The organism is Tessaracoccus pujii (genome assembly GCF_055326215.1).
The window spans coordinates 47,079-69,976 of the sequence record NZ_JBUZNP010000002.1; the positions used below are offsets into that span (position 1 = coordinate 47,079).

19 protein-coding genes, 1 other RNA gene and 1 pseudogene are annotated in these 22,898 nt (G+C 66.7%); 4 read left to right on the forward strand and 17 right to left on the reverse strand.

The genetic code is table 11. The annotated features are described in order from the left end of the window. Positions 1-100: 100 nt before the first annotated feature. The 9 genes and pseudogenes from secA to ACZK5N_RS02265 form a co-directional block, all read right to left on the reverse strand. Positions 101-2,621, reverse strand: a pseudogene (gene secA, locus ACZK5N_RS02225) (preprotein translocase subunit SecA); the annotation flags it as partial. Between the two features lie 139 nt (positions 2,622-2,760). After that, positions 2,761-3,366 (reverse strand): ribosome hibernation-promoting factor, HPF/YfiA family, encoded by a 606-nt coding sequence (gene hpf, locus ACZK5N_RS02230; protein WP_459019853.1) that lies wholly within the window; start codon positions 3,364-3,366, stop codon positions 2,761-2,763. A 172-nt stretch (positions 3,367-3,538) separates the two neighbouring features. Then, positions 3,539-4,165 (reverse strand): ComF family protein, encoded by a 627-nt coding sequence (locus tag ACZK5N_RS02235; protein ID WP_459019854.1) that lies wholly within the window; start codon positions 4,163-4,165, stop codon positions 3,539-3,541. A gap of 53 nt (positions 4,166-4,218) precedes the next feature. Then, a complete protein-coding gene (locus tag ACZK5N_RS02240; protein WP_459019855.1) occupies positions 4,219-5,910 on the reverse strand; it encodes an LpqB family beta-propeller domain-containing protein in 1,692 nt (563 codons plus the stop codon). Beyond that, positions 5,907-7,364 carry an MtrAB system histidine kinase MtrB gene (gene mtrB, locus ACZK5N_RS02245; RefSeq protein WP_459020391.1) on the reverse strand — a complete coding sequence of 486 codons (1,458 nt, stop codon included), beginning with the start codon at positions 7,362-7,364 and terminating at the stop codon, positions 5,907-5,909. Before mtrB ends, ACZK5N_RS02240 begins: the two co-directional genes overlap by 4 nt. Before the next feature lie 85 nt (positions 7,365-7,449). Beyond that, complete coding sequence (gene mtrA / locus ACZK5N_RS02250) at positions 7,450-8,151, reverse strand: MtrAB system response regulator MtrA (RefSeq protein ID WP_459019856.1); 702 nt, start codon at positions 8,149-8,151, stop codon at positions 7,450-7,452. 49 nt (positions 8,152-8,200) lie between these two features. Next, a complete protein-coding gene (locus tag ACZK5N_RS02255; RefSeq protein WP_459020392.1) occupies positions 8,201-8,761 on the reverse strand; it encodes a YqgE/AlgH family protein in 561 nt (186 codons plus the stop codon). Between the two features lie 103 nt (positions 8,762-8,864). Continuing rightward, complete coding sequence (locus tag ACZK5N_RS02260) at positions 8,865-10,064, reverse strand: sensor histidine kinase (RefSeq protein WP_459019857.1); 1,200 nt, start codon at positions 10,062-10,064, stop codon at positions 8,865-8,867. Between the two features lie 94 nt (positions 10,065-10,158). After that, a complete protein-coding gene (locus ACZK5N_RS02265) occupies positions 10,159-10,803 on the reverse strand; it encodes a response regulator transcription factor (RefSeq protein ID WP_459019858.1) in 645 nt (214 codons plus the stop codon). Positions 10,804-10,995: 192 nt separating this feature from the next. Here ACZK5N_RS02265 and ACZK5N_RS02270 point away from each other — a divergent pair, with 192 nt between their 5' ends. From ACZK5N_RS02270 to ACZK5N_RS02280, 3 genes are all read left to right on the forward strand, one after another. After that, the gene (locus ACZK5N_RS02270; RefSeq protein ID WP_459019859.1) at positions 10,996-11,697 is read left to right on the forward strand and encodes a hypothetical protein; all 702 of its coding nucleotides are present in this window, start codon (positions 10,996-10,998) and stop codon (positions 11,695-11,697) included. 103 nt (positions 11,698-11,800) lie between these two features. Then, complete coding sequence (locus ACZK5N_RS02275) at positions 11,801-12,259, forward strand: P-loop nucleotide/nucleoside kinase family protein (RefSeq protein WP_459019860.1); 459 nt, start codon at positions 11,801-11,803, stop codon at positions 12,257-12,259. 93 nt (positions 12,260-12,352) lie between these two features. Continuing rightward, the gene (locus ACZK5N_RS02280; protein WP_459019861.1) at positions 12,353-12,970 is read left to right on the forward strand and encodes a M23 family metallopeptidase; all 618 of its coding nucleotides are present in this window, start codon (positions 12,353-12,355) and stop codon (positions 12,968-12,970) included. 63 nt (positions 12,971-13,033) lie between these two features. Here the strand turns inward: ACZK5N_RS02280 and ACZK5N_RS02285 are convergent, their stop codons facing one another. From ACZK5N_RS02285 to ACZK5N_RS02310, 6 genes are all read right to left on the reverse strand, one after another. Then, positions 13,034-13,639 (reverse strand): dihydrofolate reductase family protein, encoded by a 606-nt coding sequence (locus tag ACZK5N_RS02285; RefSeq protein ID WP_459019862.1) that lies wholly within the window; start codon positions 13,637-13,639, stop codon positions 13,034-13,036. Positions 13,640-13,681: 42 nt separating this feature from the next. Beyond that, on the reverse strand, positions 13,682-14,194 hold the full coding sequence (locus ACZK5N_RS02290; RefSeq protein ID WP_459019863.1) for a DinB family protein: 513 nt from the start codon (positions 14,192-14,194) through the stop codon (positions 13,682-13,684). A gap of 221 nt (positions 14,195-14,415) precedes the next feature. After that, positions 14,416-17,088 (reverse strand): glycoside hydrolase family 2 protein, encoded by a 2,673-nt coding sequence (locus ACZK5N_RS02295; protein WP_459019864.1) that lies wholly within the window; start codon positions 17,086-17,088, stop codon positions 14,416-14,418. Between the two features lie 32 nt (positions 17,089-17,120). After that, the gene (locus tag ACZK5N_RS02300; protein ID WP_459019865.1) at positions 17,121-18,491 is read right to left on the reverse strand and encodes a type 2 periplasmic-binding domain-containing protein; all 1,371 of its coding nucleotides are present in this window, start codon (positions 18,489-18,491) and stop codon (positions 17,121-17,123) included. Between the two features lie 42 nt (positions 18,492-18,533). Then, on the reverse strand, positions 18,534-19,403 hold the full coding sequence (locus ACZK5N_RS02305) for a carbohydrate ABC transporter permease (RefSeq protein ID WP_459019866.1): 870 nt from the start codon (positions 19,401-19,403) through the stop codon (positions 18,534-18,536). Then, entirely contained in the window at positions 19,400-20,521 is a 1,122-nt protein-coding gene (locus ACZK5N_RS02310; protein WP_463624606.1) for a carbohydrate ABC transporter permease, read from the reverse strand. Before ACZK5N_RS02310 ends, ACZK5N_RS02305 begins: the two co-directional genes overlap by 4 nt. Positions 20,522-20,613: 92 nt before the next feature. Here ACZK5N_RS02310 and ACZK5N_RS02315 point away from each other — a divergent pair, with 92 nt between their 5' ends. Next, complete coding sequence (locus ACZK5N_RS02315) at positions 20,614-21,630, forward strand: LacI family DNA-binding transcriptional regulator (RefSeq protein ID WP_459019868.1); 1,017 nt, start codon at positions 20,614-20,616, stop codon at positions 21,628-21,630. A 269-nt stretch (positions 21,631-21,899) separates the two neighbouring features. Here the strand turns inward: ACZK5N_RS02315 and ssrA are convergent. After that, positions 21,900-22,267: a transfer-messenger RNA gene (gene ssrA / locus ACZK5N_RS02320) on the reverse strand. A gap of 15 nt (positions 22,268-22,282) precedes the next feature. Then, positions 22,283-22,876, reverse strand: coding sequence for a DUF1707 domain-containing protein (locus ACZK5N_RS02325; RefSeq protein WP_459019869.1), 594 nt, complete (start codon positions 22,874-22,876; stop codon positions 22,283-22,285). Positions 22,877-22,898 lie beyond the last annotated feature (22 nt).

The window sequence follows — 22,898 nt, forward strand, 5'->3', positions numbered from 1 at the left end:
CCGGTCTCGTCCGGCGCGGAGTAGCTGAGATTGGTGTCGGCGTGACGTTCCAGGCCCTTGGCCAGCGGCTCGGGTGTCTCCTCCTCCGAAGGCACCCGGATGGGTGCCCCTGATTCGTCGGTCACCAGGCCGACGGCGAGGGCCGGCTCCGCCGGACGCGCCGTGACCTCCAGGTTGAACAGGAAGCCCACGACCTCCTCCATGAAGGCGTCCATCATGGCGACGAACATGTCGCCGCCCTCACGCTGGTACTCGACCAACGGATCGCGCTGCGCCATCGCCCGTAGGCCGATGCCTTCGCGGAGGTAGTCCATCTCGTACAGGTGCTCGCGCCACTTCCGGTCCAGCACCGTCAGCAGCACCTGGCGTTCCAGCTCCCGCATGGTTTCAGCGCCGAGCTGCTCCTCCCGTGCGTCGTAGGCGCGCAGCGCGTCCTCGGTGACCATGTCCACCAGCTCATGCTGCTCCGGCAGTTGCTCGTCGAGCTGGGCGAGGGTGATGGTCACCGGGTAGAGCGTCCGCAGCTCTGTGAGCATGGTCTCCAGATCCCATTCCTCGGGGATGCCGACGGTGTGGTTGCGTACCACGTCGGTGACCACTCGCCGCACGTTGGTCCGAAGCTGCTCGGACACGTCGGCGCCGTCCAGGACGCGGCGACGGTCCCCGTAGATGGCGTGACGCTGCCGGTTGAGCACATCGTCGTACTTGAGCACGTTCTTGCGCATCTCGAAGTTCTGGCCCTCGACCTGCTTCTGGGCGCTCTCGATGGACTTCGACACCGACTTCATGTCGATGGGCACGTCATCTGGGACCTTCATCATCAGCAGTGCACGTTCCAGCAGCTCAGGCCGGAACAGGCGCATCAGATCATCGCTGAGCGACAGATAGAACCGGCTCTCGCCGGGGTCCCCCTGGCGGCCGGAGCGGCCGCGCAGCTGGTTGTCGATGCGGCGCGATTCGTGACGTTCGGAGCCCACAACGTACAGGCCGCCGGTGGCCACCACCTCGTCATGCTCGGAGCCCACCTGCTGCTCCAGGGCCGCCAATGTCTCGTTCCACCGGGCCTCGTACGCCTCGGGGGTCTCGTGCGGGTCCAAACCCGCCTTCCGCAACTGGAGGTCCGCCAGAAACTCGGGGTTGCCGCCCAGCATGATGTCCGTGCCGCGTCCGGCCATGTTGGTCGACACCGTGACCGCGCCCTTGCGGCCCGCCTCGGCGACGATGGAGGCCTCGCGTTCGTGGTGCTTGGCATTGAGCACCTCATGCGGCACGTTGGCGCGCTTGAGCAGCCCGGACAGCAACTCGGACTTGGCGACAGAGGCCGTTCCGAGGAGCACCGGCTGCCCCTGCGCGTGCCGGTCCACCACGTCCTTGACGATGGCCTCGTACTTGGCCTCCTCGGTGCGGTAGATCAGATCCGGCTGGTCCTTGCGGATCATCGGCCGGTTGGTGGGGATCTGGATGACGCCGAGCCCGTAGATCTTCTGGAACTCCGACTCCTCCGTCTTGGCCGTGCCCGTCATGCCCGCCAGCTTGGAGTACATACGGAAGTAGTTCTGCAGCGTGATGGTGGCCAGAGTCTGGTACTCGTCCTTGATCCGGACGCCCTCCTTGGCCTCCAGCGCCTGGTGCAGGCCCTCGTTGTAGCGGCGGCCCGCGAGCGTGCGGCCGGTGTGTTCGTCGACGATCAGCACCTCGTCGCCGGCCAGAACGTAGTCCTTGTCCCGCTTGAAGAGCTCCTTGGCCTTGATGGCGTTGTTGAGGTACGAGATGAGGGGCGTGTTCGCGGACTCGTAGAGGTTCTCGATCCCCAGCCGGTCCTCCACCTTCTCGATGCCGGGCGCCAGCACCGCGATGGTGCGCTTCTTCTCGTCCACCTCGTAATCCACGTCGCGGCGCAGGGTCCTCACCAGCTTGGAGAACACCGGGTACCACTCGTGGGTGTCCTCGGCCGGGCCGGAGATGATCAGTGGGGTGCGGGCCTCGTCGACGAGGATGGAGTCCACCTCGTCAACGATGGCGTAGTGATGCCCGCGCTGGACGAGATCGTCACTGCGCAGCGCCATGTTGTCACGCAGATAATCGAAGCCGAACTCGTTGTTGGTGCCGTAGGTGATGTCCGAGGCGTACGCCACGCGGCGCTCCGCCGGGGTCATGGACGCCAGGATGGCACCCACCTCGAGCCCCAGGAAGTGGTGGATTCGCCCCATCTGCTCGGACTGGTACTTGGCGAGATAGTCATTGGTGGTGACGACGTGCACGCCTTCGCCGGTGAGGCCGTTGAGGTAGGCGGGGAGCGTGCCCACGAGCGTCTTGCCCTCACCGGTCTTCATCTCGGCGATGTTGCCCCAATGGAGCGCTGCGCCGCCCATGAGCTGCACGTCGAAGTGACGCTTCCCCAGAACCCTCACCGACGCCTCGCGTACCGTGGCGAAGGCCTCGGGCATGAGGCGATCCAGCGACTCACCGTCCGCGATGCGCTGACGGAAGGTGTCCGTCTCGGCCCGCAGCTCGGCGTCGGACATGGCCTGGAACTCCTCTTCGATGGAGTTGACCTGGTCGGCCACCTTCTGCAGCCGTCGAAGCTGGGCTCCGGAGCCGAGGCCGCTCAGAAAATCCATGACACCCACAGGTCGATTCCTCACATCTCGCGAACACCGCGATTTCACGCGGCGGTACCGCCAGCCATCCTAACGCCAGCCGGCAACGACGACACGCGACAGCGCCCCGGCCACGGCCGGGGCGCTGTCAGAGAACCGGTCAGGAGACGTTGAGGTGGATCACGCCGTAGTTGTAGGCCTTGCGCCGGTACACCACCGACGGGCGGCCGCTGTCCGCGTCCTGGTAGAGGAAGAAGTCGTGTCCCACGAGTTCCATCTCGTCGAGGGCCTGGGCCAGAGTGAGTGGAGCCGTGCTGAACTCCTTCTCGCGCACCACTAGTGGCCCGTCCCCCGTGACGACAAGACCGGCGACCTCATGGGTCTCCACGTCGTCCTGCGCGTGCCCGTTGACCTCGGCCACAGGATGCGCGATCTCGGCGATGTTGCCCGCACGGAGCCCGCGGTGGGTCTTGCGGCGGTCGGCCGCCTTCCGTAGCTGAGCCTTCAGCCGCTCCAACGCCATCTCGAATGCCGCCACCTTGTCGTTGGCCCTGGCTTCCGCCCGGACGACCGGCCCGCGACTCCGGAGGGTGAGCTGCACCTCGACGGCGTCTGAGGGATCCTTCGTCCCCTCCGAGGCATGAAACTCGACCTCAACGCGGATGACCCGATCCCGCAGGCGCTCGACAGCGGCCAATCGATCCGTGACGAGTTCTTTCAGTTCGGGGTTGATCGTGCAGTGCCGACCCGTGACGACGATGTCCATGTTTCCTCCGTCTGTCGTGGGGCCCCAGGGGCCCGACTCCAACTCCACCGCGGGGAGTTCCCCCGCGACGGATGCAGCAGACCGCAGGGGATCTGACGATCCATCCTGCGGCCTCAACATGTACCAACGCTACCCCTGCCGGCGAACGCTGTCAGGCTTGACGGGAAGTGTCTCAACGGTAGTCAGCGTCGGCCACGACTGCGGCACCCAGGACCTGCACCCCCACCGCCGTGAGGCGTCTGAGGGACTCACCGAGAGAGGCCCCCGTGGTGACCACGTCGTCGACGAGGATCACGGGCGCGACGGTGGGCCGCGCCCGCATGGAGTGGGCGAGGTTCTTGGCGCGCTGAGCCCTGCCGAGGCCCTCCTGGTCCGCACCATCGGGGCTCCTCCGGAGCACCCGCACCGCTCTCAGGCCGAGGCGGCCGGCCGCGGCGACGGCGAGCCGGTGGGCATGGTCGTAGCCGCGCGCCCGCACCGCCGCGGGCCTTGACGGGACCGGAACGAGAATGGCCTCCGGTGGCGGGTCGTGGACGCTCACGGCCCGCGCCAGGAGACGGCCCAGCATGCGGTCGAGGTGGAGGGCGCCGTCGTCCTTGTAGCGCGGGACAACATGGGCGAGCACCGGGCGATAGGGACAGGCGGCGCTGAGCGGAACATCAAGCCCCCGATGAACCCACCTCACCGGGACCGACAGGGCAGCGAGGCACAGCCCGCAGAGGCCCCAACCCGGCGTCGAGCATCCAGGGCAGGTGGCCCCCAGCAGGAGATCAGCGGCTGCGTCGATCAATCGGGTCATGCCCCCATGATCGTCAGCCCCGGCCGCACCTCACCGCCCCTCCACAGGGCAACTCAGCTGGCGTAGGCGATGGCCGTGAGGTCCTCGGCCAGCCGCGTCCACCGCGTGCGCGCCTCATATCGCCAGGTGACACCGGCCGAGGTCCGGATCGCCACCGCGCCACCGCCCAACCTTGCCATCGCCGTCAGCTCCTCCACCTCACCGGAGAGGGGGCCGAGCTCCTCGACGAGGGAGCCGTCCACCTCCGCGCTGTAGACGGACCGCAGACCTGCCGCGACACCGGCCACCGCCACCGATGTCTCGCCGTGCCACGCTACGGCACTCGGATCCGTGAGGATCTGGCCTGAGGGGGCCACCAACGGCAGGGGCCGCCACTCCACCACCGTGAGCGGGCCCCCCGGGAGGACCGTGGCCATCCCCACCTCGCGCACTCCCCCCGCCGACAGCAGAAGCGACACCCGAGCCCGGGTGGGCGAGACGGCGAACTGCTCAAGACCTCTCCCGTCGGGGATCTGGACCGTGGCCTCCTCCACGTCACCCATCCGGTTGACCGTGAACAGCCGGGTGCTGCCCTCGGCATCCTCGCCGAGGAGCCACAGCGTCCCCAGGACGAACTGGGGGGATCTGAGGTTCACGTACGGCACCTCGACGGGGGTCATCTCACCCTGGATGGTTCCCATGAGCAGACCCGTCCGGCCCTCGTCGATGAGGGCGGCGGAGTCCCCGTCCAGCGACACTGCCAGGTCCGCCACCGCCGCCTCGACCCCACGCCAGGGCTCGAAGCGATCGTCACCCAGCACCCGGCCCGGGGCACCGTCGCGGACGCCGAACAGGTCGACGGTCGAGGCACGCGAGAGGATCTGGTACCCCTGCTGGCCGGCAAGCTCCACCACCCCGTCGGCCCGCGCCCCCGGGAGGGTGAACGGGATGCCGTCGTTGGTCACCACCAGCCCGGTGACCCGCGGCACCGCCGTCAGGGACCAGAGGAGCTGCGCCCCCAGCCTGCGTCGGGCGTCGTCGCTCAGCCTGTCGTACAAGCCGGTCAGCTGAACCGTCACGACGCCGGCGGAATCGATGGTCGCCCCGCCGTCGGCCAGGTGGACGCCGCTGGGGACGGCGTCGGCGACGGCGGGGGCGATGGCCTCCGACGGTCCGCTGAGCAGGGCCTCGACGATGGCCGTCGGTGTCACCACCATCTCCGGGACGTGGATGGGGTCCGGGACCACATGGGTCCCCGAGCGGCTGGTGAAGTAGAGCGGAACGCGCTCGTAGTAGCGCTCGAAGATGTAGCGCGAGAGCAGCAACCCTGCCGGCGGGGAGGCGATGCGCCACTGGCCCTTCTCCTGGACGGTGCGGAAGTCGTGCTCGAACTCCTGCGGGACGGCCGCGAAGCGCCCGTTGCCGTCGAGCACGCCCACCTGGACACCCTCAACCGTGCCGTCGGACAGCCCGACGACCAGCGCGTCCACGACGGCGGCCGAGGTGGGGTCCCAGCGCGCCGCCGCGGCCTCCGTCAGGTACCGTCGGGCGATGGCGTATCCGCCCTCAGGGGAGGCCATGGCCTGAAGAAAGCCCTCTACCAGCCGCGCGGGCTGGACGCCTTCCTCGGGTGGCTGGGGCGCGAGATCGACGCCCCACGGCTCCGCCGACATGGGGACCTCCTCGACAGGACCCGACGTGGGGATCTGCGTGCATCCAGCGGCAAAAACCATCACGGCCAGGATCGCCGCCATCAGGGGCCTCACCGGGTCACCTCCGGCGGCCGGTCGTCGACGGGGATCACCGAGAGGGGCGACGTGGTCAGCTCATGTCCCGGCTCGCGGGGAATCGTCAGCCGGAACTGGGCCCCCCGGCCCGGACGGCCCCAGGCGGTCAGCCATCCGTGGTGCAGGCGGGCGTCCTCCATGGAGATCGCCAACCCGAGCCCGGAGCCGCCGACGACGCGGGTTCGGCTGGGATCGGCCCGCCAGAATCTGTCGAACACGCGCGCCGCGTCCTCGGCCTCGAAGCCGACACCATGGTCGCGCACCGTCACCGCGACGGCCGCCTCGTTGGCCGCCACCACGACTCGGACGGGCCTGCCCTCGGCATGCTCGATGGCGTTGGTGATGAGGTTGCGCAGGATGCGACGGATCCTCCGGGAGTCGACCGCGGCCATGGTGTCCAGCCCCCTGCGTTCCAGAGTGACGGCGACACCGAGCTTGTCCGCCATCCGACGACCCGCCTCGACCTCGGCCTCCACGAGGGCGGCGACGTCGGTCTCGTCGAGGCAGAGCACCGCGGCGCCGGCGTCGAAGCGCGAGATCTCCAGCAGGTCTGCCAGCATGCCGTCGAAGCGTTCGATCTCGAGGCTCATCAACTCCGCGGAGCGGGCCGTGAGGGGGTCGAGGGCGTAGCGGGAGTCGTAGATCACGTCCGAGGCCATCTTGATGGTGGTCATGGGCGTGCGCAGCTCGTGGGACACGTCGCTGACGAAACGCTGTTGGAGGGTGGACAGGGTCTCGAGTTCACGGATGCGCTGCTGGAGCTGGGCCGCCATCCGGTTCATGGACTTGGCGAGGCTGGCCAGATCGTCGGTGCCGCGAACGGCCATGCGCTCCCCCAACTGTCCGGAGGCAAGCTTGAGTGCGGCCTGGCTCGCGCGCCGCACGGGCCGCACCACCTGGTTGGTGATGAGGTAGGCGACCAGCGCGAGGGCGGCCACCAACGCGATCCCGGTCCCGGTGACCGCGCCCTGCAGGCCACGCAGCGTCTGGGTCTCCGTGGTCATGGGGAAGATGTAGTAGATCGGGTACCGCTCCCCCGTGGACCCGGTCAGCGCCGTCCCGATGGCCCACCCCGGCTCCGCCTGAGCGTCGGGATCCGTGAACACCACGGTGGTGGGGGTCACGAACATGCCCTCGACCTGTTCCACCTGGGCGATGAGGGAACCCGGAACCGACTCGGGGCGGATGCCAGCCGACACCAGCCGCGAGGTGGGGCCCTGGATGACCACGCGGTACTGCGCCGCCTGCGCGTCCGCCAGATCGGCGAGACGGTTCAGTGCCTCGTTCACCGCGACTCCCCGGTTCTCGGGGCTGCGGAGCTGATCCTGCATGAACGCGTACACGCCCGTGGCCTCGTTGAGAGACGCCGCCTTCTTCGCGGCGACGACGCCCACCGTCGCCTGCTGCAGCAGCACCATGCCCGCGAGCATCATGAGCACGATCGAGAGGGCGAGCGTGGAGATGAGGACCCGCAGCGGGAGGGAGCTCCACCACAGCTGGCGCACCCCCGTCCGGGCCCTACGCCGCCGATTCACCGGCCCGGTACCCGATTCCCCTGACGGTGATGACGATCTCGGGACGCTCCGGGTCCTTCTCCACCTTGGCCCGCAGCCGCTGGACGTGCACGTTGACGAGCCGGGTGTCCGCCGCGTTGCGGTAACCCCACACCTCGTCGAGCAGGGCCTCGCGGGTGAACACGTGCGTGGGCCGCTTCGCGAGCGCGAGGAGCAGGTCGAATTCGAGAGGCGTGAGCGGTAGGTGCGTGCCGCCGCGTCGGACCACATGAGACGACACCGAGATGGTGAGATCCCCGATGGAGAGCGCATCGTCGCCCGCGTCGCCGTTGGTGCGCCGGAGCCTGGTGCGGATGCGGGCGATGAGTTCCTTGGACTTGAACGGCTTGGCGACGTAGTCGTCTGCCCCGGCCTCCAGGCCTCCCACCACGTCCGCCGTGTCCGACTTGGCGGTCAGCATGATGATGGGCACCCCCGATTCGGCGCGGATGTCGCGGCAGACCGCAACGCCGTCCCGACCCGGGAGCATGAGGTCCAACAGGACCAGATCGGGGTGGGAGTGCCGGAATTCCTGCACAGCCGCCTCCCCTGTGGTGCAGTGCACCGTGTCGAAGCCTTCCTGCCTCAACACGATCTGCAGCATCTCGGACAGCGCCGCGTCGTCATCGATGACGAGAATGCGGGCTTTGCCCTTGGCGTCGCTCACACCGGCCTCCTTGCGTTCGCGTCCCCATCGTAGCCGCGACAGCGCGGTGCTAGTTGTGGCCGGGTTCGTCGGTCCAGGTGGACCAGCGGCCCGCGGTGCCTCCCATGCGTCGCAGTACCCGCCGCCAGAGTCCCTCGGGGTGACCGAACACGTCCTCCGGGCGCGCCCGGGTGCGGAACCAGGAACCGCGGATGAGTTCGCTCTCGAGCTGGCCCGGCGCCCACCCCGACAGCCCCACGAACAGGCGGAGATGGCTGAACGACGTGTCCATCAACTCGGTGGGAAAGTTGAGATCCACCACCCCGATGTCTCCGACGATCCGCTCCCACCCCGGAGGCGGTGAATCCGGAGTCGCCGGCTCGCCGAGCGCGATGGCCACATCCGGGTTGACTGGGCCGCCCTCGAACACGCGCACGGGGGGGCTCATGTGGTCGCGAAAGCCCTCCTGGATGCTGGAGACCGGCAGGTCCGAGAGGAGGTTCAGACACACGCCGAGGGTGCCTTCGGGGTTGTGCTCGAGCAGCAGGATGACCGAACGGTCGAAGTAGCCCCCGCGGCCCGGCTGCGTGGCGACCAGCAGCTGTCCGACGGCGACCGCTCCAGTGTGCATCACACCGGCCACTGTAATGGCTCAATGACGCCCTTGCGCCCGCCTGCTGATCGCCGGAGTTGTGCATGGTCCACAGCTCAGGGGTGCGACCCTCGCACCGAACTCAACGGGATAATGGCCTGCACCCGAGTGCCGTGCGGCCGCAGCGCGGCGATGGCGAACGTCCCCCCGGCCATGTCGACCCGCTCGCGCATGCCGATGAGTCCCAGGCTACCCGCGGGCCCGCCCGCGGCCCCGTCGAGGCGATTCCTCGCCCGTCGTCGGAGACTGTGAGACGAAGGCTCTCGTCCGCGAAGCACAGGCTCACGGTCGCATGCTTGGCGTGCGCGTGCCGGACGACGTTGTTCAGGGCCTCCTGCGCGATGCGATAGGCGGCGAGCTCCAGGTCCGGGTTCAGACGCCCCGCTTCCCCGGTGACCTCGAGTCTGACGATGGCGTCACTGCGTGAGCGCGTCTCTTCGGTAAGTTGCCGCAGGGCCGAAACGAGGGCGAGGTCGTCGAGGACGGGCGGCCGCAGTCCCTGGATGATCTTGCGGAGTGAGACGGTGGCGTCATCAGCCACGACGGCGGATTGAGCGAGGCGCCGTCGCATCTCGTCGGCCCGCGGTGTCCGTTCGGTCAGGTCGTCGAGGGTGCGCTGCTCCTCCTGACGCCGGTGCTGCTCGGTGATGTCGGTGAGAACGATCTGCACCATCGCCGTACCGTCGGCGTCCTCCAGCCGATGCGCCGTGGGCATGAGCAGGACCTCGCCGTTGCCACCAGTGGTGAGCGTCAGGAACGACCGGTTGCCTTGGAGCAGGACCTCCAGGTCCACACCGAGCAGTTCGGCGACATTTCCCCTTGGTACAACCGTGCCCAGCAGACGCTTCGCCGCCGTGTTGGCCTCGACCAGCCGCCCTGAGAGGTCGCTGATCAGAACGGGCGCGGGCTGGTCCTCGAACAGCGTGTAGTAGCGAGCCTCGGCCCGACGTGCCGACGTGAGTGCCGCCTCGGCGTTCTGGCGAGCGCGCTGCTCCCGCTCCACCCGCTGACCCACGACCACCGCGACCGCGTAAAGCACCACCAGGTACCCGACCTCAACCCACACATGGGCAGCGCTGAACTGGGGACTGAGGAACCAGTGCGGGACCACGAGGGCGGTAGCCCACAGTGCAATGCCGATCCCCCCGCGAACGCCGAAGTTGAGAGCGGCGTACATCACCGGAATGAGCAGGAGCACCGACGTTGTCGGCGACGGGACGCCCGCCACATGGTCCCAGTGCAGGAGGACGAGCACCACGTCGTGCACGATCGCCCAGGTCAAGATTCCGGCCTGAACGATCCAGAACCGCGGATCGCGCACCGGCGGGTGCACCAGGCCGACCGCCAGCCGTCCAGCGGTGGTGGTCGCGGCAGGATCAGCGGGGTTCGTCGACCTTGACCAGCTTGACGGAGATGGCCCGGACCACGGCTTCAGTCCGCGAACCGACGCCCAACTTCACATAGATGCTGTCGCAGTGGCGCTCGACGGTGCGCGCGCTGATGCCGAGCCGCATCGCCACCTGCTTATTGTGTAGTCCCTCGGCCAGCAATTGAAGCACGGCCAACTCGCGGGCTGTGAGCCGTCCGGGCTGGACCTGATCGCGCGTCAGCAACGGCCGGAGCAGCGCTGACCGAAGCACCGTGGCGCCCGCAGCGACCGCCCGGACCGCCTCGACCAGTTCACGACCGGGCGCGGACTTGCTGAGGTACCCGACCGCCCCCGCCTCGAAGGAGCCGCGTACATACTCGTCGTCGTCGTAGGCCGAGACCATGAGCACCCGCACGCCGGGGTGCTGATCGCGGACCCTTCGCGCCGTCTCGATGCCACTGATCCCGGGTAGCCGGATATCGAGGACTACGACGTCGGGTTTCAGCTGAGCGATGAGTGCCAGTGCCGCCTCACCGGTCTCGGCGTCACCGACCACCTCCAGGTCGTCGTGCTCCTCGAGGATGTGGCGCGTGCCCTCGCGATGCAGAGCATGGTCGTCCACAAGGAGAACGCGGATGCTCAGCGGTCCCATACGCCTGACGGTACGCCGACTCTCGGCCCAGGGATGGGGAAAACCACCCATCCCTGTTGTCGCATTTCCTCCACAGATGATGGCGGGAACCGCCGTTGCCCCGGTCCGGCGGAGTGCTCGACCATGGAATCTCCAGGTTGCCGCGGCGCCAGGCCACGGCACCATCACCATTCAACAGGAGGGGTGGTCTCCATGAAAAGACGCACATTGGATCTCATGGTCAGCGGGGGCTTCCTCGCCATGGCCGGTCTTCTGCTGATTCTCGGTCTGGTGCTGGCCAATCGCGCCGACTTCTCCGAAACCTACGTCCACGACCAGCTGGAGGCGCAGAGCGTCACCTTCCCGGCAGCCACGGACCTCGTAGCACAGGAAACGGCCTTCACGGAGGACCGGTCGGGGTGCGTGCTGGACTATGCCGGCCAGGCCGTCACCAGTGGGAAGCAGGCTGAGTGTTTCGCCAACGAGTACCTAGGTGGGCACCTCACCTGGCTGGCCACCCGACTCGGGATGACCCAGGTGGCCTACGTCGACGGCATGAATTACCGCGAGCTCGGCGCGGAGCTGGGAAAGATCAGGGCAGAGATCACCGCGGCGAAGGAAGCGGAAGCCCCCGGCATAGCCGCCCTGGAGCAGAAGCTCGCCGACGTGACGACAGTGCGCCAGAAGATGTTCGAGGGGACCATGCTGAAGGGCGCCCTGCTGACCCCCTACGGCTTCAGCCAACTCGGTGACATTGCCCGGATCGCATCGAACTTCGCCTTCGGCATCGCCGCGCTGCTGTTGATACTGGCGATCGCCGGATTCGTGCACGCGTACCGCACGCCGCCGAGCGTGGCGTTCGCGCCGCCCGAGCAGGACATGTCGACGAAACCCCGCGTGCCGGTTCACGCTTAGCTACGGGCGACACGTGACACCGCCGACCAGGCGGCTGCACATGGCCCCAGGTGCTGATGAACGCGCGCGTCATGCCCACCCCGCCTCGTTCTAGACTCGGACTGTGCGAGTGGTGTTCATGTGCGGTCCGGCCGGGTCCGGCAAGTCCACCGTCGCCCGCCAGTTGGAGGCGGCGGGTATGGCACGACTCTCCTTCGATCAGGAGGCCTGGGACCGCGGCGTGCGCGGGATGCCCTTGCCCGAGTCCGTTCGGGCCGTGATCGACGCTGACTTGCGCACGCGTCTCCTCAAACTCGTCGGCCAGGGCCGTGATGTCGTCCTTGACTTCTCCTTCTGGTCACGGGACATGCGCGACGACTGGCGCCGTCTGCTCGCGCCTTACGGCGTGATTCCCGAGACGCTCTATCTCGCAACAGATCGGGGCACGTGCCTGGAACGTGTGCGGGCCAGAGCGCTGACCCATGGCGATGATTTCGTCCTTCCACCCGCGATCGCAGCTGAGTACTTCGATCACTTCCAGGTCCCCACTCCTGAAGAAGGACCGTTAGCGGTCATCGGGTGAGCGTCACCGCCGTCTGCGGCAGGTGGGTGCGTCCAGCGAACCGGATCGCGGTCCACCATGGGATGGTCGAGCCCGTGAGACTGGAGCCGCCCCGTGCCAACGACCCTTGACCTCGCCTACCCCTTCACCGGCCGGTGGCTGACGCAGAACAGCCCCGCCAACCGGGTCCCAAGCCACGGCACGACGCTGTACGCCTCGTCCTTCGCGATCGACTTCGTCCCGGTGGACGAATCCGGTCGCAGCACGCCGATCACGTTCGCCTCGCTCCTGTACCCCGAACCGGCGGCGCGTTTCCCGGGCTTTGGGCGGCCCGTCCTGGCCCCGGTGGACGGCATCATCGTCGCCGTCCACGACTCCGAACCCGACCATGCGGCCTTCCGAGGCTTGCCATCGCTCCGCTACGCCCTCACCCAAGCACGCAGGGCAACTGCTGGCTGGCCGGCCCTTGCCGGGAACCACGTGATGATCAAGACCAGCGGCGGCCCCGTGGTCGCGTTGTGCCACCTCCAGCAAGACAGCATCCGGGTCGGACTGGGTCAACACGTTGAGGTGGGCCAGGCGTTGGCACGCTGCGGCAATACGGGCAACAGCACCGAGCCGCACCTCCACCTGCAGGCAATCAGCAGTGTCGACGTGATGAGTGCAACCGCGGTGCCCATCGCGTTCTATGGCGGCCTTCCGCGGAACGGCGAGGTAGTCGACGCCCGGTGAACCTCGGTGACTGCGCAAGACCGCGGGCGCTCGGAAGATCGCGTTCAGCTGGGCCACCGGGGGTCAGCCGTTGATGGCGATCCCCGTAACGGGCACACCGGCGCGTTCGTAGACGAGCGACACGGCGCCCTTCGGGAACGCGACCGGCAGCTCAGCGAGACGGAACGCGGCAGGGACCGTGCCGTCGAACAATCGCTTGCCGGTTCCGAACACGACCGGGTACAGGTACAGATTGAGCCGGTCGACGAGATCTGCCGCGAACAGGCTCCGCGCCAGGTTCCCGCTGCCGATCACGTGAATCTCGTTGAAGCGGCCCTTCAAAGCCGCAACCTCGGTCGCAACGTCCGACACCACCGCGGTACCCGCCCACGACGCGTTGGTGAGAGTGCGGGAGGCGACGAACTTAGGCACCGCGTTGAACTTCACCGCCACCGGGTTGTCTCCGCGGTTCGGCCAGTAGCCTGCGAAGATGTCATACGTCGTACGGCCGAGCAGCAGCGCGTCCAGCCGGTCGATGCCGGCCCCGATCATGGCGCCTGACTCGTCGTCGAAGTACGGCGCTTGCCAGCCGCCGTACTCGAAGCCTCCGGAACGATCCTCGTCGGGACCGCCTGGTGCCTGGTAGACGCCGTCGAGGGTGATGAACAGGTCCACCGCCAGAATTCCCATGGTGCGCTCCCTTCCTTAGGCCACCTAACCGCGCCGCACGCGTCAGTCTCGTGTGGCCAGCGTCTGCTCGCGCAGAATCTCCGCGTGCCCGACGTGCTGTGCCGTTTCGCGGATGCAGTGCAGCAGAATCCAGCGCAGCCTCATGGGCCCGAAGCGGTGGCCGGTGACCACTTCGTCCAGTTCGTGGCCCGCGATCGCTTTGCGGGAGCGCCGACAAGCCTCGTCGTAACCACGACGGATCGACTCCACCGAGTCGCGGGGTTCGAGGTGGAAGCTCTCGACGGGAGTGGCCGGAAGCCCGAGATCCGCTCGCGTGGTCCCCGTCAACAGTTCGGTGAACCAGATCGTCTCCACCAGGGTGAGGTGCTTCACCACGCCGAGGACGGTGGTCGCGGACGTGACCAGGGATTGTCGAGCCTCCTCTTCGGTGAGGCCATCCAGAGTCGCGGCCGCAGCGGCGCGGTGCTCGTCGAGGAAGGTGAGTAACATGCTTCGCTCGTCGGCCTCGCACACATCGAACGACGGCGGCAGGGCTGGACGTGTGACGTCGGACATGAGGGCAGCCTACGGATTGGGCAACCTCGCAGCCACTGACCTTCAACACGCGGTGGCCCTGCTCCTCACCCAGATCGTCGATGTTGACACCGCACGCCACGAGGCCAGGCAGCATGAGAAACGTCAGTCCCATGAGCCCCACCCGCGCCCGAGCTCACTGCCAGCCTGCGACCGCACCTGCGCTCGGCATGCCGCCGTGTGAGTTCACGAGCCCCGCCGCATCAAGCCCCTGATGCGGCGAGTAGAACGGCCCTGCCGAGGGGGGCTGAGATAGGCACGGTGTCGACGGTGTCGCGGAGCCTGTAGGTGGTGATGGTGACGAGGCCTTGGCTGAATGGTGTGGTCACGGTGGTGGATGCGGATCCTTGCAGCCATCCGTTGAAGAGGCCGGAAGCCACGGTTGCGGGGCGGATCGCGTTGGGTATGCCGCTGATGACGAGATCGCCGAGGATGTCTTCGAACGCGATGCCGAGGATGGTGTCACCGGGGATGTCGGCGAAGGGTCCGGTCCGGTCGAGCCAGTCTGTTCGGGGTACCCAGTCGCCGTCGCCGGAGCGTGATCGGAGGCTGGCGAAGGTGAGCAGTTTGAACCCTGTTCCGAGCGCTTCCGGGTCTTCGGCGAGGATGAGGACCCTGCCGCCGTTTCGCGCGTACCGCTGGGCGTCGTCGTCGAACAGCCTGGTGGCCCAGACCACGCCAGGGGTCGGGGACGACAGGTCCAGCATCGTCGCGTCGATCGTCTCCAGCCCCAACGCGCCTGCCCAGAGCGCCAGCGCCGGATCTGTTGTTGCGACCATGGGCCAGTCATGCGCTTCGGCGGCTGCGGAGGTGACGACGAGGTCGGCCTCATCGCGGGCGATGAGAGTGTCGTCCTCGTAGAGTTCGGCGATCAGTGTGTAGGCACCGGGCAGCGCGGGTGCCGTGACGACGAGGTCGTGGGTGGTCCAATCTATGGGGTCGCCGGGTAGGACCGCCAGAAGGGTGCCGTCGAGTGTGACGCGCACCTCACCAGCCTGCGGGCCTCGGGGTTGGCCGGTGCGGGCGGGTGTGACTGTGACGGTGCAGGGGATGTGTTCTCCGGTGGTCAGGGAGTAGCGTTGCGGGCGAAGCGCGACCGCGCGCGGCCCGTTGCAGAGCGCGTACTCGGCGGTGAACTGTTTGGGTGTGCGGTTCATGTCGAAGAGGCCGTTGGCCTCCCATTGGACGTCGCTGAGTTCGGTCAGAACGTATCCGCTGATGGAGTGTTTGGCCCGGATGCTGGTGGTCTGGTAGCGGTTCGAGATGGACTGGGCCTTCTGCAGCGCCGTGACGAGCCTGTCCCAGGAGCCGAAGACCTGATCCAGTCCCAGGCGGTGGAAGCGTTGCTCGAGTCCAGTTCCTTCGCCGGCGCCGTAGGCCCAGTCCGCGCCGAGTGCGAACCACCAGGGTTCATGGCCGTCTTCGTATTGGTCGAGCACGTGGGGTAGGCCCCAGTTGCCGAATTCGGACAGCACGAGCGGCTCGCGTCCGCTGCGGATGGCGTCACCGTGGGGAGACCAGCTCCAGTCGGGTCGGGAGGCGAACTCGTCGAGGATGGAGTCCCACTCGCGTCGCGACTCGGGGATGCCGCGGTAGATGTGGTAGTCGTCGAGGTCGCTCTCGAGGTGGAAGTTGGGGAAGCAGGCGGAGTTGTCCACGATCAGGGATCCAGGTGTGGCGGCGCGGACGGCGCGGAAGGTGTCGTTGAGCCAGGCGCGTTGCCTGGCGCTGGCCATGTCGAGTCCCCAGGCTTCGTTGATCACGGTCCAGATCACGATGCTCGGGTGGTGCCCATCCAGCGCGATGAGGCGGTGGAGGAGGTCCGCCCCCTCGCTGGCACCCTCAGGGGTCCAGGTGAGCCAGCTGGGCAGCTCGGTCCAGACGAGCATGCCCAGCCGATCGGCGATGTCGTAGTAGCTGGGGTGGGGGCGTTTGATATGGACGCGCAACATGTTGAACCCCAGGTCCCTGGCCTGGATGAGGAACGCTTCCCATTCCTCGACGCTGGCGGGAATCGTCGAAGAACCCGGGTGGTAGTCCTGGTCAAGCACCGCCCTCAGCTCGAGCCGGTGCCCGTTGAAGTAGATCTCGCCGTCGCGTGCCTCGATGGTCCGGAAACCCGTGCTGAGCTGTTGGCTGTCGGCAACGCCGTCTCGCTCCAGGTGGGCCGTGACCTGGTACAGCTGGGGGTCTCCGATCCCCCACAGCTTGGCGTCGGGTACGGCCACCTCAACGTCGATCTCCTCGCCGGCGACCGGTACCTCACGGCGGGCCACCTCATGGCCGTCGTGTTCGACGACCACGGTGACAGCGGCGCCATCGAAGGGGCCGGCCACCTGCGCGGTCACCCGGATGCGTGCACTTCCTGCGTCGGCGACGACCCTGACGTCCTGGAGGTGGGTGGTGGGTCGATGTTCGAGGCGCACGGATTGCCAGATCCCGGCTGTGGTGCCGTACCAGGTCTGCTTGCCATGCGAGATCTCGAGCTGTCCGGGGCCCTCGGCGGACCCGAGTCTGGGTGGGTAGCGCACCTCAACGGTGAGCCGGTTCTCGCCGGATTGAAGGACGTGGGCGACGTCGAACTCGAAGGGTTCCCAGGCGCCGCGGTGGCGACCCACCACCACTCCGTTGAGTGACACGATGGCTTCATGGTTAACGCCGTTGAAGACAAGGAAGGAGGTGTCGCGCGTGCCCGGTTCCACCACGAATCGACGGCTGTACCTGACCGAGTCGTGCGAGTCGCCGTACCCGGGGACTTGGGTGGTCCATGGGCCAGGGACCTGGACCACGCTGGTCAGCTTGGGCAGGTTGTGGCCGAGGATCTCGAGGGTCCAGGGCCCGTCGAGGCTGACGGTGGGTCGGGCGACGCGCGACATTGCTTCTTCCTTCTATCGTCGGGGTGCGGTGCTCAGCTGAGGGCTTGCTCGACGCGCTGCTGGCCTTCTGACAGGGCCGCGTCGATGTCCTTGTTGTTGAACCAGACCTCTTCGAGCTGGGAGTGGATGAGCTCCTTGATGGCGGTCCAGTTCTCCGTCTGGGGCACGAAGCGAATGTTGTTGAGCGCGGTCTCGGTGTAGAACTCGCGGTTGGGTGCCGACTGGTACTCCTCCGATTCGATCACAGAGACCCGCGGGGCGATGTGGCCAGTGGCGATAGCCCACACGTTGGTGTTGTCGTAGAGGAACTTGGCGAACTCCAGGGCTGCGCGGTACTTGACCGGGTCGTTGTCGCTCTGGGTGGGCAGCACCCACATGTGCGAGGACGCCCACACGGCCGGGGTGTCGAAGATGGTCGGGAAGTCGGTCACCGCGTAGCCGAACTCGGTCGTGGCGGCGTACTCGTTGACCACCCAGGTGCCGTTGACCAGGATCGCGGACTTCTCGTTCTTCCACTCATCGATCGAGCCCGAGTAGTCGGCGGCCGTGTGGATGTATCCGGCCTCGATCAACTCGTTCATCAGGGCCAGCGCCTCCTTCGCGGCATCCGAGTCGATCTGCGCCGTGCCGTCGTCGGTGATCAGCGCCGAGTCCTGCTGGGCGACCAGCGAGTAGAACACACGCCAGGCCATGTCGTCGTTGGCGACCCCCATCGACATCAGGTACTTCCCCGTCTTGTCCTTGACCGCCTTGCCCATCTCGAGCAGTTCCTCGCGGGAGGTCGGCATCACGGGGCGGCCGTCGGCGCCCACGTATCCGGCCTCTTCGAGGACGTCGGTGTTGACGTGGGCCAGGATGGCGTGGGAGTCGAAGGGGACGGCGTAAGTCGTGCCGTCCCACTGCACGCTGGCTTGCGCCTGCTCCGTAGCGTCGTCGAGGTCGATTCCCGCGCCAGTGGCATCAAACCCGAGGAGTTGACCGCGCTTGGCGTAGTCACCGAGCGCGTAGTCGTGGAGATTGGCGATGTCGGCGGGATCGCCGCCGGCGACCGAGGCGTTGAATGCGTCGTAGTACGAGTTCCAATCCGCGCCGCCGAGTCGCTCGACGGTGATGCCGTACTCGTTCTCGGCGTTGAACTGGTTGGTGAGGATCTGGATGGCCTCACACTCCGAGCCCGCCTTCGACGGATCGGTGACGCCCGAGGTGGCTTCCTCACAGTCGCCGAACATCCGCGACATGGTGATGGTGGTGCCGTCGAGCTGCTCAGGGGTCACGGCACTGATCTGCGCTGTGAGGTCGCCGGCCTCTGGGTCGGGTGTGGTGCCTGTGCCGGTACCACACCCGGACAACAGGAGTCCGGCGCTAAGGGCCAGCGGGAGGATGGACAGGACGCGCTTCTTCATGGGTTTCTCCTTCTACGGTGAAGCGGGGTGAGATGGGTTTGGTTACTTGCCGCCGGACGTCATGCCGATCCCACGGATCAGATGACGCTGGAAGACGATGAAGATGATGAGCAGGGGTAGGGAGCCGATCAGGCCCCGGGCCATCAGGCTGCCGAGTTCTGTGGCTTGGGCGAAGTTGCCCTGGAGTGAGGCCAGTCCGGTGGTGATGGTGAACATCTCCGCCTTCGTCGCCGACACCAGAGGCCAGAGGTAGTCGTTCCACGTCTGAACGAAGGTGAAAATGCCCAGCGACACCATCCCGGGTCGCGCCAGCGGCAGCATGATGAGGAAGAAGGTCTTCCATGGGCCGGCCCCATCCACGCGAGCGGCCTCCTCGACCTCCAAGGGGATCTTGGCGTAGAACTGGGTCATCAGGAAAACGCCGAGCGGGGCGGCGATGCGGGGCATCACCAGCGCCTGATAGGTGTTGTGCATCTGCCAGTCCGCGACCATCGTGAACAGGGGGATGAACATCGCCTCCTTGGGGATCATCAGCCCGGCCAGGACGCTGGCGTAGATGATCTTCTTGCCGCGGAAGTCGATCCGGGCGAAGGCATAGCCCGCCATGGCACACAGAAGCACCGTCGCGAGAGTGGTGAGGATCGACACCACCGCGCTGTTCAGGAACCAGCGGCTGGTCAGACCGACCGAAAAGACTCCCAGCAGGTTGTCCAAGGTGAAGTCGAGGGGCAGCAGGCTCGTCGTGTTCGTGGTCAGCGCTGCATTGTCGCTGAGCGCCAGCGACACCATCCAAATCATCGGGATCAGCCAGACCAGGACGGCGACCACCATCGCCACGTGATAGGCGGCCGTGCCGAAGATTCGCTTCCGCTCGCGGGGGCGGGACTCTCGGGTCAGGGTTGAGGTACTCACAGCGTGTCGTCCTTTCCGAGGAACCGCATTTGCACGACGGACACGATCAGCATCACGACGAAAAGGAACAGCGACATGGCCGAGGCGTAGCCGAGATCGAAGTCACGGAAGCCGGTTGTGTAGATATGCCGGATCACCACTTCGGTGGACGTTCCCGGGCCGCCGCCGGTCATGATGTTGACCTGCCCGAAGACCTGGAACGACGCGATGGCTTGCATCACCATCACCAGCAGCACGACGTGGCGGATACCCGGCAGGGTCACGTGCACGAACTTGCGCCACGGCCCTGCCCCATCCAGCGACGCAGCCTCGTACAGGGACCTGTCGACATCCTGGAGTCCGGCGGTGAAGAGGACCAGGTTGAAACCCACGGTCCACCACACCGTGGTCAGGATGATCGCTGGCATCGCCAGCTCGGGATCCGCTAGCCAGGACAACGGGTCGATCCCTACATAACCCAGCAGTCGTTGCAGGAGCCCCTGATTAGGCGAGAGGAAGTAGGCCCAGATCAACGTGATCACCGACACCGGCAGGATGTAAGGCAGGAAGAACGCGGCCTGATACCAGGCCGACCCCCGACGCCTGCCCTGCAGCGCCAGAGCCATCACCAGGCCCAGGATCGCGATGATCGGTGTCGAGACGGCGGTGAACCACAACGTGTTCTTCAACGCAGTCCAGAAGACCGGATCGTTCCAGAAACCGGCCTCCCCCGGATGGAAGCCCAGCAGGCCCGCCAACGCCACTATCCCTAGCACTCCCACCACGCGCCACACGGTGAGCGACCTGCGCCGGATCGGCCCCATGAGCAGCATCACCGCCGCGAGCACCAGTGCGAGCCGGGCCCAGAACAGGTGGAGCATCGACCACTCGATGTTCACCCCGCCGAGCATCCGCACGTAATTGTCCACGCCGATGAAGTCCCGCGCCGAGCCCAGCAGGTCCCAGTCGAAGAAACTCATCTGTACTGCCTGGACGACGGGGTAGATCACGAAGATCAGATACAGCGCGAGGAACGGCGCTGTGAACGCCAACCCGTGCCGCAACCCAACCTTGACCGACCGTCGCTTCCGCCCTGCGGGGGCCGATCTGACCGCTGTCGCGGCTGTCGTCGTCGACATGCACACCTCCAAGTCACCTTTTTGCCACGTTGCAAACACTTTAGTGATAGTCTGCGCCTGCAACGTGGCAAAAGTCAAGTGCAGAGGAAAATATGACTGCGAATATCCACGACGTGGCCCAGCTCGCCGGCGTGTCCCCCCGTACCGTCTCCAACGTCGTCAACGACTATGTGCACGTCAAACCAGAAACCCGCGCCCGCGTCCAAGCAGCCATCAAGGAACTGAGATACCGCCCAAACCTGTCCGCCCGCAGGCTCCGCCAAGGCCGCACCAACATCCTCGGCTTCGCCGTGCCCGAACTCTCACAGCCCTACTTCGCTGAACTGTCCGAGCTGGTGGAGCGCTCCGCGCAGACACACGGCTACACCGTGATGGCACGCCAAACCGGCGGCTCGCTCGCCGGCGAAACGCGCGCGCTGCAGGACTTCACCGCACACATGGTCGACGGACTCATCTTCTCCCCCATGACCATGGTCAACGACGACCTCATCGCGACCCCGCCCGAAGTGCCGACCATCCTCATCGGCGAACAGATCTCCCACTCACAGTGGCCGGCACTGGCCATCGACAACCGCGCGGCCGCCAGAGACGTCACCCGCCACCTGCTCGACCAAGGCAATCGCCGAATCGCCGCGCTCGGCGCCTACCACAACGCGGACTACCGCAGCTCCAGCCAGCGGCTGGAGGGCTACCGGGAAGCCATGGCCGAGGCCGGAATCGCCGTCGATGAGCAACTCATGATCTACACAGATTCGTTCAGCCGGGAGGCTGGGCGCACAGGCGTGAGCCAGGCCCTCGCCTCCGGCCTGAGTTTCGACGCGATCTTCTGCTTCACCGACCTACTCGCATTCGGCGCCCTTCGCGCCCTCGCCGACGCCGGCCGACACACCCCACAAGACGTGGCCATCGCCTCCATCGACAACATTGAAGAGGCAGCCTATTCCGTTCCATCCCTGACCACGATCGCCCCGGACAAAGAAGCCATCGCAGGCGGTGCCGTCAGCACGCTCCTCGACCTCATCGCTGGCGACGAGGACGCCTCCATGGACGACGAGGTGGCATACAAGCTCGTGATTCGAGAGAGTTCACGCCGAGCCAGCATCACGTGACCCGGACGGCGGGACTCATGGTCGGCCTGAGTCGTGACCACCGGTACTCCGAGATCGGCCACCATCTTCTCAACGTCCTCCTAATGAGAAGATCACAGCTCGCGATTCTCATTAGTTAGCCACTGTTCAGAAAGTGGATGCGTCCACCTTCACTAGCGCCTGACATCTTGCGCAGGGATCAGGTCAAATCCGATGCCGGGGATGAGGGCCGATCGGGTAAACACTTCTGACAAGGAAAAAGGGGCCGTCAGCGAACTGACGGCCCCAGGGGGTGGAGGTGGCGGGAATTGAACCCGCGTCCTCGAGAGATGAACCAGGGCTTCTCCGGGTGCAGCTGACAGATCGTTCTACTCGGCTCTTGCACTCACGTCAGCATGTCGCAAACGAGCCCAGTGGCAGTGAAGTCCCGAACCACCCCTGACACACAGGTGGTTCAGCAAGCCCTCTAGATGAGGCCAGTAACCGGACCGAAGGCTCGTCCGGGCTGACCCTTCGGTCGCTGATCAGGCAGCGAGAACGAAGCGTGCTTGACTGTTGTCGGCACTTATTGGTTTCCATGCGTCGTTTACGAGATAAGCATGGATCCTCGACCCGCTTCCCCTGGAACTACCGTCCCAAGTCGAAACCAGTCACCCCCCTGTTGAGTTGTACGTCACCCATTGTAGCGCGTGCGCGGCAACTGTCCGCGCGGCGCCGTCGGCTTGGCCAGCAGGACCCGCTCGAACCGGCCAGTGCCCGATTGTCCGTTGAACGCCCTGACCGTTGCCGCGAGGGTCGCGGCGAACCAGGCCAACCACACCAGGCCCATCAGGCCCTCGAACCCGAGGACCAGACCGATCACCAGGGCGGCGAACCCTGCCACCATCATGGTCACCTGCAGGCTGAGCGCCCTCGCCGCCTCCCACCACACCCGCGAGCCCGGCGTGGCCACGGCCTTGACGACGGCGGGGCCGACGAAGGAGGTGAACAGCCCTGACAGCTGCACGAGGCCTGCTCCCACGTTGTCCACCGGCGACGGCTGCCCTGGTGCTGCCGGGCGCAGCGGCGCCGGGGCGATCCGGGCCAGGCCAGCGAGCGAGCGGTTGAGCTCCGCCCGGTCCCTGGCTCCGAGGGCCTGATCGAGACGGCGGTCCAGCTCCCGTTCGTCGAGCTGCCCCTGCGCGTAGCACGCCTGGAGGTGGGCGACGGCGCGGTCGCGCGCTGCCTCGGTGACGTGGGTGGTGGGGTGCTGCGGGAAAGCGCTCATGCGTCAAGTGTGCCGCCAAGAG

Bases quoted from the DNA above. Each gene is read 5' to 3' on its own strand.
- mtrB (WP_459020391.1), bottom strand. From the start codon at position 7,364: ATGATGCTCGCGGGCATGGTGCTGCTGCAGCAGGCGACGGTGGGCGTC.
- ACZK5N_RS02285 (WP_459019862.1), bottom strand. From the start codon at position 13,639: ATGGGAATTCTGGCGGTGGACCTGTTCATCACCCTCGACGGCGTCTAC.
- ACZK5N_RS02235 (WP_459019854.1), bottom strand. From the start codon at position 4,165: ATGACCCGATTGATCGACGCAGCCGCTGATCTCCTGCTGGGGGCCACC.
- ACZK5N_RS02295 (WP_459019864.1), bottom strand. From the start codon at position 17,088: ATGTCGCGCGTCGCCCGACCCACCGTCAGCCTCGACGGGCCCTGGACC.
- ACZK5N_RS02255 (WP_459020392.1), bottom strand. From the start codon at position 8,761: ATGCACACTGGAGCGGTCGCCGTCGGACAGCTGCTGGTCGCCACGCAG.
- ACZK5N_RS02290 (WP_459019863.1), bottom strand. From the start codon at position 14,194: ATGTCCGACGTCACACGTCCAGCCCTGCCGCCGTCGTTCGATGTGTGC.
- ACZK5N_RS02325 (WP_459019869.1), bottom strand. From the start codon at position 22,876: ATGAGCGCTTTCCCGCAGCACCCCACCACCCACGTCACCGAGGCAGCG.
- ACZK5N_RS02315 (WP_459019868.1), top strand. From the start codon at position 20,614: ATGACTGCGAATATCCACGACGTGGCCCAGCTCGCCGGCGTGTCCCCC.
- ACZK5N_RS02310 (WP_463624606.1), bottom strand. From the start codon at position 20,521: ATGTCGACGACGACAGCCGCGACAGCGGTCAGATCGGCCCCCGCAGGG.
- ACZK5N_RS02270 (WP_459019859.1), top strand. From the start codon at position 10,996: ATGAAAAGACGCACATTGGATCTCATGGTCAGCGGGGGCTTCCTCGCC.
- hpf (WP_459019853.1), bottom strand. From the start codon at position 3,366: ATGGACATCGTCGTCACGGGTCGGCACTGCACGATCAACCCCGAACTG.
- ACZK5N_RS02300 (WP_459019865.1), bottom strand. From the start codon at position 18,491: ATGAAGAAGCGCGTCCTGTCCATCCTCCCGCTGGCCCTTAGCGCCGGA.
- ACZK5N_RS02265 (WP_459019858.1), bottom strand. From the start codon at position 10,803: ATGGGACCGCTGAGCATCCGCGTTCTCCTTGTGGACGACCATGCTCTG.